Here is an 18181-nt window from a genome sequence, read left to right on the forward strand (position 1 = left end):
TCCCCATCCATTTGGACGGGGAAAAGGACTGAGAGAAAACACATAAAAACCGAAGATATAGAGTGCCCCATCCCGCCATTAGTTCAAATTAAATAGAAAAAAACGCGATTTTTTTCTATTTAATTTTTTCCTCTATATAAATCATAGTCTTACGATAAAGCTTTATCACTGAATTTCAGGCATAAAAAAGCCCCGGTAAAACTACCGGGGCCAAAGCAAAGGTTTGAAAACAGCTTTCTCACCTCTGTACCCTACATGCAATAGGGTACAACAGAATGCTGAAAAGGCAAGTTAAAATGTAATAAAATTACCAAATGTAGGCGATTGTAAGGATAAATACAGTAAATACTGTAAGCCACTTTCTGTTTTAGTGCGCTTCATCCCAATTTTCACCCACACCGGCTTCTACCTGAAGGGGAACAGATAAAGCAGCAGCCTGCTCCATCAGGGTTACAATTTTTGCCTTCATTTCGTCAACAACAGACTCGCGAATTTCAAATACCAGTTCGTCGTGTACCTGCATCATCATATACACATCATCGCCGGCTTCTTTTTGAATCCACTCATCCACTTTTAACATGGCCAGTTTAATGATGTCGGCGGCAGTGCCTTGCATCGGTGCATTGATCGCTGCACGTTCGGCGCCTTTACGACGGGCCCCATTGCTGGCTTTAATATCAGGTAAATAGAGACGACGGCCAAACACCGTTTCCACGTAGCCTTTCTCTTTCGCGTGTTCGCGGGTTTCATCCATGTAGCGAAGTACGCCCGGATAACGTTCAAAATACAAATCCATATAGGTTTGTGCATCGTTACGCGGAATATTCAGTTGGCGAGATAAGCCGAACGCAGACATACCGTAAATTAAGCCAAAGTTAATCGCCTTTGCACTGCGGCGCTGATCGGCGGTAACGTCATCTAAAGGCGTATCGAATACTTCAGCTGCTGTTGCGCGGTGAATGTCCTTTCCTTCAGAGAAGGCATCGAGTAAGCCTTTGTCTTTAGATAGGTGCGCCATAATACGCAGTTCGATTTGCGAGTAGTCGGCGGCTACAATTTTGAAGCCATCACGGGGTACAAATGCCTGACGCACCCGACGACCTTCTTCTGTACGAATTGGAATATTCTGCAGGTTTGGATCAGTTGAAGACAAACGTCCTGTTGCAGTGACTGCTTGATGATAAGAAGTATGCACGCGACCGGTACGATGATTAATCATCTTCGGGAGTTTATCCGTGTAGGTATTCTTCAGCTTGGTCAAGCCTCGGTATTCCATGATCATTTTTGGAATAGGGTACTCAAGCGCCAGTTCCTGTAACACTTCCTCGGAAGTAGAAGGCGCACCTTTAGGTGTCTTCTTGATAATAGGCAGTTCAAGCTTTTCAAACAGAATTTGCTGGAGCTGTTTGGTTGATCCCAGGTTAAAAGTCTCTCCGGCTGCATCGTGCACGCTGGCTTCCAGTTCTTTAATTCTGGTGGCGAGATCCTGACTTTGCTGATTCAACTTCTGCGAATCGATAAAAACGCCCAACTGTTCCATGCGGGATAGCACACTGGCAAGGGGCACTTCTACATCCAATAAGAGCGCTTTTAGCTCGTCATGTTCTTCCAGACGCGACCAAATTTCGTTATGAAGGCGAAGCGTAACATCGGCATCTTCTGCGGCATAGGGCGAGGCTTCATTCAGATCGATCTGATTAAAGGTTAACTGTTTGGCTCCTTTGCCCGCAATCTCTTCAAAGTGAATCGTTTTGTGATTCAAGTATGCCATCGCCAGAGAGTCCATGTCGTGACGAGTGGCGGTACTATTCAACACGTACGACTCTAGCATGGTATCGAAAGCAATGCCCTGCAGGTTGATATCATAATTCGCCAGTACATTCTTATCGTACTTTAGATGCTGACCTACTTTCTTGATGCTCTCCGATTCGAGAAGGGGCTTAAGTGCGCTTAACACGTGATTGCGATCTAGCTGCTCTGGTGCATCGGGATAATCATGGGCAACCGGAACATAAGCCGCCTCGCCGGGGGCGGTGCAGAAAGACACGCCGACGATTTCCGCTTCCATATAATCCAGACTGGTGGTTTCGGTATCAAACGCGAACAGCGGGGCGTCTTCGAGTTTTTTAAGCCAGTTATCGAACACTTCTTGTGTCGTTACCGTTTCGTAGTTGTCACGATTAATATCAGAAAGAGAGGCCGGGGCGTCTTCGGAATCATCAGAGTCAGCGATTGCTTCAGCGGCTGCTTCAGCCGCCGATTCGGAAGATACTTCAGAGAACCAGCGTTTAAATTCATATTCCGCAAACAGTTCAGCAAGTTTGCCGTTGTCTGCCTCTGTTGGGGTGAGGGTTTCTGGGGCAAAGTCCATTTCCACGTCTAACTTAATGGTGGCAAGCTCATAGGAAAGGCGAGCTTGTTCTTCGTACTCGGCCATTTTCGCTGCCATGGTTTTACTGCCGCGAAATGACAAGCCAGCAATATCATCAAGATGATTGTAGATATCATTAATGCCACCAATGCCGTTCAATAAGGCTTGCGCGCTTTTATCACCTACACCGGGCACGCCAGGAATGTTATCCACTTTGTCCCCTTTTAGGGCCAGGAAGTCGATGATCAATTCTGGTGGTACACCAAACTTCTCGTTTACGCCGGCGATGTCGGTGATCTGATTGTTCATTGTGTTTATCAACGTGACATGCTGGTTAACCAGCTGAGCCATATCTTTGTCACCGGTACTGATAAGCGTATCGATACCCTTTTCTGTCGCCTGTCGGGAGAGCGTACCAATCACATCATCGGCTTCAACGCCGTCTTCGATAATTATCGGTAAACCCATCGCGCGGATAATATCGTGCAGTGGGGCTATTTGAGAACGCAGCTCTTCCGGCATCGGCGGGCGATTAGCCTTATAGTCGGCATACATATCGTCACGAAAGGTTTTACCCTTTGCATCGAACACAACGGCTATGTGAGTAGGATGGTATTGGCGGATCAAGCTTCTGAGCATGTTGATCACACCGTAAATGGCACCCGTATCCTGACCTTTGGAGTTGGTCAGAGGGGGCAAACCATGAAAAGCGCGGAACAGGTAAGAAGATCCATCAACAAGAATAAAAGGAGGCTTTTTGCTTTGGGACATAGAAAGGCTATCGCAGGCATCAATAATAAAGCATGCAGGATGCCACAGGCGGCGTCTTAAAGCCATATTAGCCGTATTGAGCAATATTCGGATCGCTTGTGGATAACTTTGTGATCAAATCTAAGAATAACGGGATCGTTAATGTAGATCTAAAACGGCGTCAAATTCCGTAGATCTGAGTATATAAGGTGTTGCAGGAAACCGAAGAGGCATCATCCTTGTGATAAATTCTTCCCTGATAATGTGGATAACTTGGTGTATTGAGATTTATAGTTTAACCAAGTTCGGCAGTTAATGTAGCATAACGGTAACAATCAGTGACAGCTGAGATTGATACTTTTTGTATAGTATTTGTTGTTTTTTTAATCATAAAAGGCATAACGCCTGATCTATCTGGCCTGCAGAGATGGGAGAATATTCAGTGAAAAAAGTAGCAGTGATTCTAAGTGGAAGTGGCGTGTTTGATGGAGCTGAAATTCACGAAGCGGTTATTACCTTATTAGCAATTCGTGAAAACGGGGCACAATATCAATGCTTCGCGCCGGATGTGGCGCAAATGCATGTAGTGAATCATCTTACAGGCGAAGTTGCTGAAGGCGAGTCGCGCAATGTGCTGGTTGAATCTGCCCGCATCGCTCGCGGGGAAATTAAACCTGTTACCGCGTGCAAGCCCGACGACTTTGACGCCATTATGTTACCGGGCGGTTTCGGAGCAGCGAAGAACTTATGCACCTTTGCGGTAGACGGGCCTGAATGTTCAGTTAACAATGATGTCATGGCCGTCTGCAAAGCATTTGCAGAAGCCGCCAAGCCAGCGGGCTACGCCTGTATTGCACCAGCCCTTGCTGCAGCGGTTTATAAAGATCAACGTAAAGTCACCATCGGCAACGACGAGGGAGCGGCGGCAGGTATTAATGCGTTGGGTGCTTCACATGTTGATTGCGCCGTTGATGCCATCGTTATTGATACCGAAGCAAAACTTGTCACCACACCTGCTTACATGCTTGCAGGTGACATTTTGGAGGCCAAGGCCGGTATCGATAAAATGGTGAAAACCGTACTGGCGATGAACTAATCGTAGTCGGTTAAGGCGAATGGGCTTTCCCTTTCGCCTGAGTCACCGCATAATGACAAGATTGGGGTGATAACAATGCAGTTACTGCATTAGAAGAAATATAAAAAGGCACAGCGAAATATGCACTACCGTGCAATCGTAAGGATTCTGGGATTACTGGTTGCGCTGTTTAGCGTCACAATGATACCGCCTGCACTGATATCATTGGTTTTTGAAGACGGCAGTGGTTTGCCTTTCATTATTGCCTTCCTGATGTGTGTCGCCACCGGCACAGTAATGTGGTACCCAAACCGTTACCATCGTAAAGAACTCCGGGCGAAAGAGGGGTTTCTCATCGTCGTACTGTTCTGGACAGTACTGGCCAGCTTCGGTGCCATCCCGTTTATTTTGCTCGAACAGCCGAGCATGACGGTCACAGATGCTTTTTTCGAGTCCTTCTCTGGGCTCACCACCACCGGGGCCACTGTTATCGAAGGGATTGAATTCCTTCCTCATTCAATTCAATTTTATCGTCAGCAACTGCAGTGGCTAGGCGGCATGGGTATCATTGTACTGGCCGTTGCGATTCTGCCTATTCTTGGCGTAGGGGGTATGCAGCTATACAGAGCGGAGACCCCCGGTCCTGTGAAAGATTCAAAAATGACGCCTCGTATTGCCGATACGGCAAAGCACCTTTGGTATATCTATTTGTCGCTGACAATCGCTTGTACCGGTGCTTACATGATTGCCGGTATGGACTGGTTTGATGCGGTTTGCCACTCCTTTGCCACGGTGGCTATTGGCGGGTTTTCGACGCATGATGCGAGTCTTGGCTACTTCGACAGTCCGATGGTTAATGCGGTTTGCTCCATCTTCCTGCTTATCGCGGCACTTAACTTTTCATTACACTACGCGGCTGCCAGCTCTCGATCGATAAAGGGCTACCTGCGGGATCCAGAATTTAAAGCTTTCCTTTGCATTCAGTTTGCGTTGATCATGATTTGCTTCCTGGTGCTCACGCTATCGGGTTATTACGGTTCTGCAGAAGAAGCCCTCGATCAGGCAATGATTCAAGCGGTGTCTATTAGTACTACCGCGGGATTCGCTACCACAGACTTCTCATCCTGGCCGGCCTTCTTGCCAATATTGTTAATCTTTTCCAGTTTTATCGGCGGCTGTGCGTCGTCTACCGGTGGTGGGCTAAAAGTGGTGCGTGTCTTACTGCTATTTCTACAGGGAAAGCGGGAAGTCGATAGGCTTATTCACCCTAAAGCGGTGTATTCCGTTAAGCTGGGTGAGCGGGCAATGCCTGATCGCGTTGTAGAAGCGGTATGGGGGTTCTTCTCGGCTTATGCCATCGTGTTTGTGGTGATCATGATTGGTATGATTGCTACCGGGCTGGACAATATTTCAGCCTTTACGGCAACAGCGGCAACGTTGAATAACTTAGGCCCTGGTCTTGGCAGTGTTGCTGGCACGTATTCTGAAGTCACCGACGCAGGTAAATGGCTGTTGGTGCTGGCCATGCTGTTTGGTCGTTTGGAAGTGTTTTCACTGTTGGTGCTATTCTCGCCCACATTCTGGCGAAGCTGATCCGGCTTCGCCTTCATCTGTAAGTTATCAATTAGCCAAAGAAGAAAGCGCTAGGCTGGAACAGTTTTTCCACGTCGGTGATGTATTTCTTGTCTACCAGAAACAGAATCACATGGTCATTGGCTTCAATTTTGGTGTCGCTGTGAGCGATAATTACCGTGTCTTCACGAACAATTGCGCCGATGGTTGTGCCGGGCGGTAGTTTGATACTGCCAATTTCGCGTCCGACCACCTTAGACGTATTCTCATCGCCGTGGGCTATCGCCTCGATGGCTTCGGCGGCCCCTCTACGTAAAGAATATACATTTACAATGTCACCGCGACGGATGTGCGTCAGCAGTGCAGAAATCGTTGCCTGTTGTGGTGAAAAGGCGATATCAATCTCGCCGCCCTGAACCAGATCAACATACGCGCTGCGTTGAATTAGCACCATCGCTTTTTGCGCGCCCATTCGCTTGGCCAGCATCGCAGACATGATATTCGCTTCATCGTCGTTGGTAACCGCTATGAAGGCATCTACCTGATCGATACTTTCTTCATTCAGTAGCTCAGGATCAGAAGCATCACCACAGAACACGATGGTTTTATCCAGGTTCGCAGAAAGATACTGCGCGCGCTCAGGGCTAAATTCAATAAGTTTAACGTTGTGCTTATGCTCAAGACGTTTTGCCAAGCCCGCGCCAATCAAGCCACCACCGGCTATCATGATACGCTTATAACTGGATTCCAGCTTCTGCAACTCGCTCATTACAGCGCGAATATGCTTTGTAGCCGCAATGAAGAACACTTCATCGTCGGCTTCTATAACCGTTGTTCCTAGAGGGCGGATAGGGCGACCACGTCGGTAAATAGCGGCTACCCGGGTTTCCACGTTAGGCATGTGCTCTTTTAATGTTGAAAGTGCATGACCTACGAGCAAACCTCCATAATAGGCTTTTACCGCAACAAGACTGGCTTTGCCTTCGGCAAATTCGACAACTTGCAGTGCGCCAGGGTAATCAATTAGGCGTTTAATCGCCGTGGTAACCAATTGCTCTGGCGCAATAATATGATCGACAGGAATATTCTGCTCTTTATACAGTTGTTCCTGATAAATAATGTATTGCTCGCTACGCACGCGAGCAATTTTGGTTGGGGTCTTGAACAGGCTGTAAGCGACCTGACAAGCCAACATGTTGCTTTCATCGCTGTTGGTTACAGCAATAAGCATGTCTGCGTCTTCGGCACCGGCTTTTTTAAGAATATCTGGGTGAGAACCCACGCCTTCGACGACCTGAAGATCGAGCCTGTCTTGTAGCGCTCGTAAGATGGTCGGGTCTGAATCAATAACGGTTATCTCGTTCTTTTCACCAACCAGGTTTTCTGCCAGCGTACCACCGACCTGTCCTGCGCCAAGAATGATGATTTTCATTGATTTATTTCAGACTCTTTATCTTATTAGTGAGAAGACTTTATCAGTCTCGCGTAGTAGAAACCATCCATTTGTTGCTCGCCAGGTAAAATCTGGCGACCAGGTTTTTCGGTGGTGTCGGTTTCAGTAAGCGAAGACAATTCTGCATCTTCAGTGCGCGCTAAAAACGCGGCAACTTGCTGATGATTTTCTTCAGGCAATATGGAGCAGGTGGCATAAAGCAGTGTGCCGCCGGGTTTAAGCAATGACCATATGACATCCATAATTTCCGACTGCAGTGCGCCGAGTGCTGCAATATCAGTGGATTTACGTAACCAGCGTATATCTGGATGACGACGAATTACTCCGGTTGCAGAGCAGGGGGCATCAAGCAAAATACGATCGAATAGTTGGCCATCCCACCATTGATCCGGCCTAAGCGCATCACCTGTTTTTATTTCTGGTTTGTGCTGTAGGCGAGTCATGTTTTCTTTAACCCGCTCTAAACGAATGGCATCGCTATCGATGGCGAGGCAAGAGCCAACGGCAGGCTGGATCTCAAAAATATGTCCGGTTTTTCCACCGGGAGCCGCACAGCAATCCAAAACTCGGTCGTTTGGCTGTGGTGCCAAATATTGCGCTGCCAATTGAGCCGCCCCGTCTTGCACGGCGAACCAACCTTTCTCATAGCCAGGAAGGGCGGTAATATCCTGGCGCTTAACCAGTATCACTGCCTGCGGGTGTTGTTCTGACAGCGAAAACGCAATGTCTTGTTGTGTTAATGCTGCACAAAACGTTTCACGTGAAACCTGGCAGGTATTCACTCGAAGCCAGATAGGCGCTTGAGCATTGGTTTGTTCAACAACCGATTCGTAGTGATCAGGGTAGGCCGTAACAACACGTTTATAGAACCACTTGGGCAATCCACTGGCGATGATAGGATCTTCTACGGGTTGTGTTGCCAGCGCCTGTCGCTCGAAATTACGTAGGATGGCATTCACTAAACCTTTTAGTTGCATGCCGCCAAGATAAGAAGCAGCGTTGACGGTTTCACTGACAGCGGCATGTGACGACACACGACTAAATGCAATCTGATACAGCCCAAGCAAAATCAGATGTTCAAGCACCTTCTTATTACCTTTTAACGGTTTATCCAGCAGCTGACGTAACCAAGTTTGCAATAAAGGCAACTGGCGCATCACACCCAGCGACATTTCTTGAATCCACGCGTTATCTTTCCCCTGATATCGACGCTGTACTTTTGCTAAGCATTCACGACTGGATTTACCATTTTCGAGGATCTGATAAATAACCCACGCGGTATCGGCGCGCAGGTTTTTCTGACGGGGTAAGGGGATTGTCATAACTTAATTGCCGCCGATGGGCTTGCCGGTTTCGAACCACTGAGGGCGAGCATTAAGAACATCTGCCGCCGGTAGGGCTTTTTTACCCGGAATTTGTAATTGATTGATTTGCAGATCTTTACTGCCGGTGGCAACTACAATACCGTGCTTATCCGCTTTGACTACGGTGCCAGGCGTTTGTGTTGACGTTGCTTCGCTAACCGATGCAGACCATACCTTCACGTTGTCGCTTCCTAACTGCATCCATGCAACCGGCCAGGGATTAAACGCACGAATATTCCGCTCAATCTGTTCTGCCGTTGCCTGCCAGTCAATAAGCGCTTCTTCTTTGCTTAGTTTCTTAGCATGGGTGGCTTCGTCGTCATTTTGCTTTTCTGCAGCGCCAAGGTAACGCTCAAGATCATTAAGTACGTCTACCAAAGCAACCGGACCTAACTCAGCCAATTTATTGTACAAAGTGGCACTGGTGTCTGAAGCTTCAATCGGGAGTTTAGCAATATGCAGCATATCGCCGGTATCCAAACCCACATCCATTTGCATGATGGTAACGCCGGCTTCGTCATCGCCTGCCCAAATAGAACGTTGGATAGGTGCAGCACCTCGCCATTTGGGCAAAATAGAACCGTGAACGTTGATGCAACCATAGCGCGGCATATCGAGTACGGCTTTAGGTAGCAGTAAACCGTACGCCACAACTACCATTACATCGGCATTCAATGCAGCCAGTTCTGCCTGCGCTTCTTCATTTTTAAGCGATGCCGGTTGGAAAACCGGAATTTGGCTTTCTTCCGCTAGCACTTTTACCGGGCTGGGAGTGAGCTTTTTCCCACGTCCTGCCGGGCGATCGGGTTGCGTATAGGCGGCAATAACTTCGTGCTCTGTTTTTAACAAAGAACGTAAGTGATCGGCAGCAAATTCAGGCGTACCTGCAAAGATAATTCGTAGTGGTGAAGTCACAGCGTACCTTATGCTTCTTTCGCAGCCAGTCGGGCTTCTTTCTCAAGCTTTTTACGAATACGCTGACGCTTGAGAGGAGAGAGGTAATCAATAAACAGCTTACCTTTCAGGTGATCGAGTTCGTGCTGAATACAAATAGCCAACAGGCCATCAGCTTCAAGCTCAAATTCTTTGCCGTCGGCATCGAGGGCCTTAACGGTAACACGCTCGGCGCGATCCACCTTGGCGTAATTGCCCGGTACCGATAAGCAGCCTTCTTCACTGATCGTGGAACCGTCTTTTTCGGTGATAACCGGATTAATGAAAACCCGAGGCGTGTCCTGATCTTCAGACACATCCATCACCACCACCTGAACATGACGATCTACCTGCGTTGCTGCCAGGCCAATGCCTTTCTCGTCGCGCATGGTTTCGAACATGTCCGAAACAAGTTGTTTGATTTCATCATTAACTGACTCTACCGGCTTCGCTACAGTGCGTAACCGTTCGTCGGGAAAACTTAAAACGTCTAATATTGCCATCTGTCGTTCTACTTCGCTTGCGTGTATGAATTTATATACGATCCAATAGCCAGCGCTATTTACACATTCGTTTAAGTTACTATTCTATCGTATAACGGGTTCAGCCGTGCATTTTTTTGTTTCCTGATGCATTGGCGCTATGCTTTAGTCCTAGAGGCCTGCTTTAACCAAAGCTAAGTAATAAGGCGTTTCGGACTGTAAAAATACGTTACACCGCCGATATAGAGGCAATGACGAACATTTCAACAGGAGTGGCTGGTGCCAGCATGAAAACAGGATTCATAAAGAAGCGTTTAACCACTGCCGCAGTCTTGCTAGGTATGCTTATCGGTTGTTTGTCGGGGCTGGCTCAGGCGATAACGTTAAAAGAGGGCGCGCCACAAACTTATACCGTAAAACGTCACGATACGTTGTGGGACATTGCGAGTCTCTTTCTAGACAAGCCTTGGCTGTGGCCAGAGTTATGGCGCAACAACACGCAAATCATAAATCCTCACCTTATTTACCCCGGCGACGTGCTGGTTATCCGAATTGTTGACGGGCAGCCTGTACTTGTTGTACAGCGGGAGAAGAAACATTTAACCCTCGGGCCATCACTGAGAAAGCAGAGTAAACCAGATCCCATTGGCATGTTGCCCTGGACCGCGATTGCGCCTTACATCAATCAGAACGAATTGCTGGATGAAGAGGTGTACGAAAAGCTGCCTCACATTTTAGGTAACCAAACGGGTGATATCCGCTTCGTGACAGATGATATCGTAATTAGTCGCAGCTACGGCCGATCTTCCGATCAGTATCGCGTGCTGAGAAGACAATCTACTATTGAAAACCTGAATGGCGATATCCTCGGCATCCAGGTTTATCACGTCGCCGATGCCGATATGATTGACGACACGGTACCGTTTCAATGGCTCGTTAAGGTATCTAAATCTAATTTTGAAGCCCGCCGCGGTGACCGCCTATACGATGGCGAGTTCACCGGTAAACAAGATCTCATGCTTCAGGCTGCGAAGCCTGAACAGCGAGGGTTCGTGGTGGGCAACCTGCATCAGCATGAATTGCTTGGCAAAGATGATGTGGTCATCGTCGACTTGGGCGCAGAACAGGTTCAGCCTGGCACAGTCATGGGGCTTTATGCACAAGGGCCAGACATTATTGATGGTGAATCCCCCAAATATGCCGGCGAAAATAATGCGCTTTACAGCGTGTTTAACGATGGCAGTACGGTGCATCAGCCAGGCATAAAAATTGGCGAAATTGTTATCTTCAAAACCTTTGAAAAAGCGAGTTACGGTATTATTACCCGCGCAAGGGAGCTGGTGAAAACCGGCGCGATTGTCGCCAACCCTTAACTAAATAGCCATGCCGTAACCAAGGAGTTACGGCATGCACTTTTCCTCCCATTATTCATCCCTCGCTGCATGGCTTGCCATGGCCACCGTTCCTAAAATGTCGCCGCAAAAGTGGCACCGCATGCTTTCTGCATACTCACTGAGCGCAGAGGACATCATGTTTAATCAGCAAGTGTTATCGTCTGACGCTATTCCTGAGCCTGTAAGAACAGCATTGGCTACCCTACGTCTACATATCGATGTAAAGGCGGTAAATCAGGCTATTAACTGGCTTGAGCAAAGTGAGCAGCACCATATTCTTACCTGTGAGCATGCGCACTGGCCAACCGGATTCTCGTTGTTGTCATCGCCCCCGTTGGTACTTTTTGCTGTTGGCAACGTATCAAGATTATCTGATATACAAATCGCCGTTGTTGGTAGCCGACGAGCAACGTTCTCTGGACTACAGCACGCTGAGATGTTTGCTACACAGTTAGCGCAGGCTGGTATCACTATCACCAGTGGCTTAGCCACCGGTATCGACAGTGCGGCGCATAAGGGGGCAATGCCATTTGAAGGCAGAACTATCGCCTTTTTGGGGACAGGTGCTGACATCATCTATCCCCGGCGTAACCATAGTCTTGCCAGGCACATTGTCGAAGGGGGAGGTCTGATTGCCTCTGAGTTTTTCCCCGGTACACCGGCGAAACGATTTCATTTCCCTCGGCGAAACCGCCTGATTGCGTCTGTATCGGCCGGAACATTGGTTGTAGAAGCGTCGTTGAAAAGTGGCACCTTGATAACTGCGAATTTGGCCGCAAATATGGGGCGTGATGTGTTCGCAGTGCCAGGTAATATCAGCAACTCGCAAACAAGTGGGTGTCATGCACTTATTCAGCAAGGTGCTAAACTGGTTATATCGGCTGAACACATTATTGAAGAATTGAGTCCGCAAGCCAGTACTGCGCATGGTCTGCCCGAAACATCGCAGCAAAAAAGTAAAGAACAAAACTTGGCAACCGATAAATTATTAGATAGTGTGGAGTTAGATGTTACTGGCGTTGACATCATAGCCGAACGTAGCGCTCTGCCTATATCAGTAGTAATGGCAACATTATTAGAATATGAGCTGCGTGGTCTCGTAGCCGCTGTTCCTGGTGGTTACGTCAAATTGAGGGGGAAATAAACCATGTTCGACATCCTCATGTATCTGTTTGAGAATTTCATTCATAGCGAAACGGAAATCCGCGTCGATCAGGACGAACTGACAGATGAGTTAATACGCGCTGGTTTTCATCACGATGAGATCTACAAAGCGTTGGCCTGGTTAGAAAAACTCGCCGCATTGCAAGAGACGGATATTAAACCGTATTTTTGTAAAGGGATCTCATCTGGCGTGAGCCGCATTTATACGCAAGAAGAGCAAATGCGTCTTGATGTTGAGTGTCAGGGCTTCCTGCTGTTTTTAGAGCAGGTTGGTGTGCTTGACGCGTCAACGCGTGAGATGGTGATAGACAGAGTAATGGAAATCGATTCTCCTGAATTCTGCCTTGAAGATCTTAAGTGGGTAGTATTGATGGTGTTATTCAATGTACCCGGTAAAGAAAATGCGTACGCCCAAATGGAAGATCTTTTGTTTGAGGAATCAGACGGTACGCTACATTAAGTAGGAGCGTTTCCGACATTCTTTATGTCAAAAATTGATCATTCCCTTTTTAGTGCTCACGAGCATGCGCTTGAGCACGCCTTTGGCGACTGCCCGGAATGTGGCAGTCGTATGCAACTTCGCAACAGCAAAAACGGCCCGTTTCTTGGCTGTACTGCCTATCCTGATTGCCATTTCAGTAAACCTCTACACGATCAGCAAACTACGACGCTAAAAGAAATTGCCGGCTCGGCCTGTCCAGAATGTGGAAATGTGATGGCTATTAAGAAAGGGCGATATGGTATGTTTATCGGCTGCACCAATTTCCCTGAGTGTCATCATATCGAGCCGATCAAGCAACAGGAAGATACACAGGTTTTATGTCCACAATGTAAAACCGGGCATATCATCGAACGCACAAATAAATATGGGAAGCGGTTTTACGCCTGTAATCATTATCCCAAATGTCGATATGTGGTAAATTTCCCGCCTGTGTCGGGTAGCTGCCCAGAATGTGGATGGGAATTGCTTATCGATAAGAAAGGAACACTCTGCTGCCCTCAACCATTATGTGACTATCAGGCTGAGTCCAAAGAATGAGCGAACAACAAAACGATACGCTGAAAGATGCGTTCGAAAAGGGGGCATTAATTGTCTACCCTACAGAAGCAGTAATGGGGATTGGCTGCGACCCTGATAACGAAATGGCAGTACATAAGCTGCTACAGCTAAAACAGCGTCCAATTGAAAAAGGCATGATCCTGATTGCAGATTCTTACTCAAGATTACTGCCATTTGTTAATGATAATGCCGTGCCGCCTCATCGCAGAGCAGAAATCTTCTCCTCCTGGCCGGGTCACAACACCTGGCTACTACCCAAATCGAAAACCGCGCCTCGTTGGATAACGGGCGAACACGAAAAAATTGCCGTTCGCGTTACTGATCACCCGGTGGTTAAAGCGCTCTGTGAGCGCTTGGGGAAGCCGTTGGTATCTACCAGCGCCAATCCTTCCGGCGAGCCGCCTGCGCAAGATCAACAGCAAGCGCGCGCTTATTTTGCTGATAGCGTTATTTATATCGATGGCGAAACCGGCGCTAAAACCCGTCCCAGTACGATTCGTGACTGCGAAACCGGGCAGATAATCAGAGACTAGATATGCAAATCATGAACATTGAGGATACGGCTGACGCCATCGCTCGAGTAAAAGCTTTTTTACTCTCTCTACAAGATAATATTTGCCAGACCCTGGAATTGGCTGACGGAAAAGGTTCTTTTGAAGAAGACACCTGGGAGAGAGAGCAGGGCGGTGGTGGCCGTTCCAGAGTAATGAAGAATGGCTGCGTAATCGAGCAGGGCGGTGTTAATTTCAGCCATGTGTTTGGTGATGCTATGCCAGCTTCCGCCACAGCATCACGTCCAGAGTTAGCTGGCCGAAGCTTTCAGGCTATGGGCGTGTCATTGGTGATCCATCCACACAACCCCTACATTCCAACATCCCACGCTAATGTGCGCTTCTTTATTGCAGAGAAAGAAGGCGAAGCGCCGATTTGGTGGTTTGGTGGCGGATACGACCTCACGCCTTTTTATCCATTTAAGGAAGATGCACAGCACTGGCACGATACGGCCAAAAAGTGTTGCGCGCCATACGGCGATGAAGTTTATCCGAATTATAAAAAATGGTGCGACGATTACTTCTATCTGAAACATCGCAATGAAACCCGTGGTGTCGGCGGTTTGTTCTTTGATGACTTAAATGAATGGGGCTTCGAAAAAAGCTTCGCATTTATGCAGTCTGTAGGGAATAGTTACCTCGATGCTTATGTGCCTATTGTAGAGCGTCGTAAAGGTCAGTCTTTTGGCGAGCGGGAACGTCAGTTTCAACTTTATCGCCGTGGTCGCTATGTCGAGTTCAACCTGGTGTATGACCGAGGCACGCTGTTTGGTTTGCAAACCGGCGGCCGTACTGAATCCATTCTTATGTCGATGCCGCCGCTGGCTCGTTGGGAGTATGGTTTTGAACCAGCCCCTGGCAGTCCTGAAGACAAGCTCTCAAGCTGGCTTAAACCCACCGATTGGTAATGATTCACTCCACTGGTTCTCAGTGAATTCGCTTTCTCTTTAAAAGCACTATGACTCGTTGATGTTGATTCAGATCAACCTCAACGGGCACATTCTCAAACAGATTTTTTCTGTTGATCTAGAACAACATTCTGATTTTCCCGAGGCGTACAGTACGCACATCAACGTTAATACACGAGAGAAAATCATGAAAAGAACTACCCTTGCAGCACTTATTCTGACTGCTCTTACTGCTCCTGCCATGGCTTATGAAGCCGGTGATATCATTGTTCGCGCGGGTGTAACTACGGTTGCGCCAAATGACGATTCTAGCAATGTTAACGTAAACGCGCTAGGCGGCAATGTTGGTATGGGGGTTGGTGTCGATAACGATACTCAGCTTGGTTTAAACCTGGTCTACATGCTGGATTCAAACTGGGGCGTGGAAATTCTGGCTGCAACGCCGTTTACCCATGATGTTGAACTGACAGGTACCGCAGATAATGATCTCGGTTTAGGTGACGGCAAACTTGCTGAAGTTACGCATCTACCTCCAACGATTAGTGCTGTTTACTTCTTTGATACCAACTCAGCTTTTATTCCTTACATTGGTGCGGGTTTAAACTACACGTTTATCTATGATGAAGACTTTACAGGCGATCGTGAGGAGCAAACCTTCTCTGATCTAGATCTCGACAATTCATTTGGTTGGTCTGCGCAGGTAGGCTTCGACTATAAAATTGATGAAAAATGGCTGATTAACGCCTCTGCCCGCTATATCGCTATCGACACTACTGCCGACTTTACTGTTGCTAGTGTAGCTGGCAGCGTAGACGTTGACATTGACCCTTGGGTTTACACCGTATCAGTGGGCTACGTTTTCTAATAACTCGCTTTTGCTTTCCATGCGTTTTTCGCACTTGCCTTTTGCCCTCTTGAATTGGAGGGCTTTTTTATTCCTCGCGGTTAATCATGTGCTCAGCTAACTGATCCAGTGCGTCGAGTAGCTTCTCAGCAATAGCCATATTGTCTACCGTTTGTAGCATGGCTTTTCGCATGCAGTACATCCACTGACGTTTAAGGGTTGGTGTCACCGGGAAGCCTAGGTGACGCGCGCGCAAACGTGGGTGGCCAAACTGTTTTTCAAATTCATTTGGCCCGCCCAGCCACATCGTTAAATATAGAAAAAATACATGGCGAATTTTATCTAGTGGCTGCGGATGGATAGCGAGAAGCTCCTCAGCAATAGGATCTTGCTCCATGATGTCATAGAATCGGTTAGCAATTAATCTGACTGTTTCCTCTCCGCCAATCGCCTCATAAGGTGTGGCAGGGGATCCTGTATTCTTCTTTGATTTATTTAACAAGCTAAAAATGCCCATGAAAAAGTTCGCTGTATTCGGAAATCCAATTTCTCATAGTTTATCACCGGCCATCCACCATATGTTTGCAGAATTAACCGGTGAAGATATTCATTATGACAAAATTGAGGCACCAGTAGATGGCTTTGAGCAAGCTGTTGACGCATTCTTCGCAGATGAACTGGCGGTGGGCTGTAATGTTACGGTTCCCTTTAAGGAAAAGGCGTTTGTGCTAAGTGAAGCAAACTGTAATCCGGAAGCGAAAACTGCTAAGGCAGTAAATACTCTTCATCGTGAGGGGAATGCACTATTTGGTTATACAACCGACGGCATGGGGCTGGTGGCGGATTTACTGAATGCTACAGAGTTAAAAGGTAAGCGTATTTTGTTAATTGGCGCTGGTGGGGCAGCCCGTGGTGTGGTGCAGCCAATCCTCAGAGCAGAGCCTGAATTACTGATGATGACAAACCGTACCTTGTCTAAAGCAGAAGCAATTGTTTCGGATATTCAACTGGATGGATTCTGCGCCGTGAGCGTTAAGGATGCAGAGACTAACCAGCCGGATATTATTATTAACTGTACGTCGGCTAGTCTGACCGGTGAGCTTCCTGTTGTGACCGAAGGCTTGTTCGATCACTGTGAGCTTGCCTATGACATGGTATACAGCGCTAATCCCACTTCATTTATGCAATATGCACAGGAGAAAGGCGCGCGTAATGCGAAAGACGGATTTGGTATGCTGGTGGAACAGGCTGCAGCGGCATTCACTATATGGACAGGAAAGACACCGGAGACCGCCGGTGTCATTGAGAAACTGAGACCTTAGATTTGCACCTATTCAGTCCTGCGCCAGATATTCATCTTTAAGGCGCACATAGTTGTCAGCAGATACTTTAAGAAAAGCCTGTTCACTTTCTTTGAGCGGGCGTTTCTTCACCATTGGGTTGCCTACATATAAATAACCACTCTCAAGTCGCTTATTGGGGGGCACCAATGTGCCAGCGCCAATAAACACATCATCTTCTACAACCGCACCGTCCATTACTATCGCGCCCATACCCACAAGGATACGATTACCAAGGGTGCAGCCATGTAGCATGCATTTATGCCCAACAGTGACATCATCACCAATAATCAGAGGATTGCCCTCAGGGTTGCCGGATGACTTACGGGTAACATGAAGAACAGAACCATCCTGAATATTCGTTCTGGCACCTACTTTTATGTAGTTAACATCGCCACGGGCTGCAACAAGGGGCCAGACACTGGAATTCGCACCGATAGTTATCTCGCCAACCAATACACTCGATTCATCTATATAGCAGCGTTCTGCAATAGAAGGGGAGATAGAATTGTATTCTCTAACAGGCATTATAAAGCTCTCTTAAATAGTAATAACGCTACTATACGCCTCTGATCGCTCGCTTTATAGGCGCGAAAGTACAAGATTTAAGCGAACGAACGAAATGTTTCAGTTTTTTGAAAATAACCATTGATCTATTAAATGAACACCCTATAATGCGCCCCACTTCGACGGGGAACGTCACTGACAGACACCGCGAAGAGCTTGCAGAATAAGGCTTTCAAGTAAATTCAGTAAGCCGTTTTCAAAAGCAACGTTTTGAAATTAAATTAAAAAAACGATTGACACTGAAAACGAAGCGCGTAGAATGCGCGTCCCGCTTCGGGGTAAAGCTTCGAAGCCGCTAAGTAGAGCTTTTAAATAAGCACTTAGCATTGTTCTTTAAAAATGTATAACAAGAC

The 18181-nt window shown here is 47.4% G+C and carries 17 protein-coding genes; 10 read left to right on the forward strand and 7 right to left on the reverse strand.

Going from position 1 to position 18181, the window contains the following annotated elements:
• Positions 1–367 precede the first annotated feature (367 nt).
• Entirely contained in the window at positions 368–3142 is a 2775-nt protein-coding gene (gene polA / locus ACXAGX_RS04400) for a DNA polymerase I (protein WP_474836822.1), read from the reverse strand.
• 421 nt (positions 3143–3563) lie between these two features.
• Between polA and elbB the strand changes: the two genes are divergently transcribed.
• Positions 3564–4217, forward strand: a complete 654-nt coding sequence (elbB, locus tag ACXAGX_RS04405) for an isoprenoid biosynthesis glyoxalase ElbB (RefSeq protein ID WP_474836781.1) — start codon at positions 3564–3566, stop codon at positions 4215–4217.
• A gap of 120 nt (positions 4218–4337) precedes the next feature.
• On the forward strand, positions 4338–5789 hold the full coding sequence (locus ACXAGX_RS04410) for a TrkH family potassium uptake protein (RefSeq protein ID WP_474818443.1): 1452 nt from the start codon (positions 4338–4340) through the stop codon (positions 5787–5789).
• Positions 5790–5820: 31 nt separating this feature from the next.
• Here the strand turns inward: ACXAGX_RS04410 and trkA are convergent, their stop codons facing one another.
• Genes trkA through def form a run of 4 tightly spaced genes read right to left on the reverse strand, consistent with a single transcriptional unit; the run spans position 5821 to position 10021 of the window.
• On the reverse strand, positions 5821–7200 hold the full coding sequence (gene trkA, locus ACXAGX_RS04415) for a Trk system potassium transporter TrkA (protein ID WP_070124308.1): 1380 nt from the start codon (positions 7198–7200) through the stop codon (positions 5821–5823).
• A gap of 26 nt (positions 7201–7226) precedes the next feature.
• Positions 7227–8543: a 16S rRNA (cytosine(967)-C(5))-methyltransferase RsmB gene (gene rsmB / locus ACXAGX_RS04420; RefSeq protein ID WP_474836782.1), complete on the reverse strand. Its 1317-nt coding sequence runs from the start codon at positions 8541–8543 to the stop codon at positions 7227–7229.
• A gap of 3 nt (positions 8544–8546) precedes the next feature.
• On the reverse strand, positions 8547–9500 hold the full coding sequence (gene fmt / locus ACXAGX_RS04425) for a methionyl-tRNA formyltransferase (RefSeq protein WP_474836784.1): 954 nt from the start codon (positions 9498–9500) through the stop codon (positions 8547–8549).
• Between the two features lie 8 nt (positions 9501–9508).
• Positions 9509–10021, reverse strand: a complete 513-nt coding sequence (def, locus tag ACXAGX_RS04430) for a peptide deformylase (protein ID WP_070124304.1) — start codon at positions 10019–10021, stop codon at positions 9509–9511.
• 266 nt (positions 10022–10287) lie between these two features.
• Here def and ACXAGX_RS04435 point away from each other — a divergent pair, with 266 nt between their 5' ends.
• The 7 genes from ACXAGX_RS04435 to ACXAGX_RS04465 all read left to right on the forward strand — a co-directional run bounded on the left by ACXAGX_RS04435 (position 10288) and on the right by ACXAGX_RS04465 (position 15942).
• A complete protein-coding gene (locus tag ACXAGX_RS04435; RefSeq protein WP_474836787.1) occupies positions 10288–11373 on the forward strand; it encodes a LysM peptidoglycan-binding domain-containing protein in 1086 nt (361 codons plus the stop codon).
• A gap of 34 nt (positions 11374–11407) precedes the next feature.
• Positions 11408–12538, forward strand: coding sequence for a DNA-processing protein DprA (dprA, locus tag ACXAGX_RS04440; protein ID WP_474818434.1), 1131 nt, complete (start codon positions 11408–11410; stop codon positions 12536–12538).
• Between the two features lie 3 nt (positions 12539–12541).
• A complete protein-coding gene (locus ACXAGX_RS04445) occupies positions 12542–13018 on the forward strand; it encodes a DUF494 family protein (RefSeq protein ID WP_070124301.1) in 477 nt (158 codons plus the stop codon).
• Positions 13019–13042: 24 nt separating this feature from the next.
• Complete coding sequence (locus ACXAGX_RS04450; protein WP_474818433.1) at positions 13043–13597, forward strand: DNA topoisomerase family protein; 555 nt, start codon at positions 13043–13045, stop codon at positions 13595–13597.
• The gene (gene tsaC, locus ACXAGX_RS04455) at positions 13594–14151 is read left to right on the forward strand and encodes an L-threonylcarbamoyladenylate synthase type 1 TsaC (protein ID WP_474836789.1); all 558 of its coding nucleotides are present in this window, start codon (positions 13594–13596) and stop codon (positions 14149–14151) included. The genes ACXAGX_RS04450 and tsaC overlap by 4 nt, the downstream gene beginning before the upstream one ends.
• A gap of 11 nt (positions 14152–14162) precedes the next feature.
• Positions 14163–15077 carry an oxygen-dependent coproporphyrinogen oxidase gene (gene hemF / locus ACXAGX_RS04460; protein ID WP_474819238.1) on the forward strand — a complete coding sequence of 305 codons (915 nt, stop codon included), beginning with the start codon at positions 14163–14165 and terminating at the stop codon, positions 15075–15077.
• Positions 15078–15264: 187 nt separating this feature from the next.
• A complete protein-coding gene (locus ACXAGX_RS04465; RefSeq protein ID WP_474836791.1) occupies positions 15265–15942 on the forward strand; it encodes an OmpW family outer membrane protein in 678 nt (225 codons plus the stop codon).
• Between the two features lie 67 nt (positions 15943–16009).
• Here ACXAGX_RS04465 and ACXAGX_RS04470 read toward each other — a convergent pair whose 3' ends face one another.
• Positions 16010–16438, reverse strand: coding sequence for a group II truncated hemoglobin (locus ACXAGX_RS04470; RefSeq protein WP_474836793.1), 429 nt, complete (start codon positions 16436–16438; stop codon positions 16010–16012).
• Between ACXAGX_RS04470 and aroE the strand changes: the two genes are divergently transcribed.
• Positions 16437–17243 carry a shikimate dehydrogenase gene (aroE, locus tag ACXAGX_RS04475; protein ID WP_474818428.1) on the forward strand — a complete coding sequence of 269 codons (807 nt, stop codon included), beginning with the start codon at positions 16437–16439 and terminating at the stop codon, positions 17241–17243. The two genes, ACXAGX_RS04470 and aroE, sit on opposite strands and share 2 nt — an antisense overlap.
• A gap of 12 nt (positions 17244–17255) precedes the next feature.
• Here the strand turns inward: aroE and ACXAGX_RS04480 are convergent, their stop codons facing one another.
• Positions 17256–17789, reverse strand: a complete 534-nt coding sequence (locus ACXAGX_RS04480; protein WP_474836795.1) for a gamma carbonic anhydrase family protein — start codon at positions 17787–17789, stop codon at positions 17256–17258.
• Positions 17790–18181 lie beyond the last annotated feature (392 nt).

This window comes from Alteromonas sp. ABV4_515, assembly GCF_056160345.1.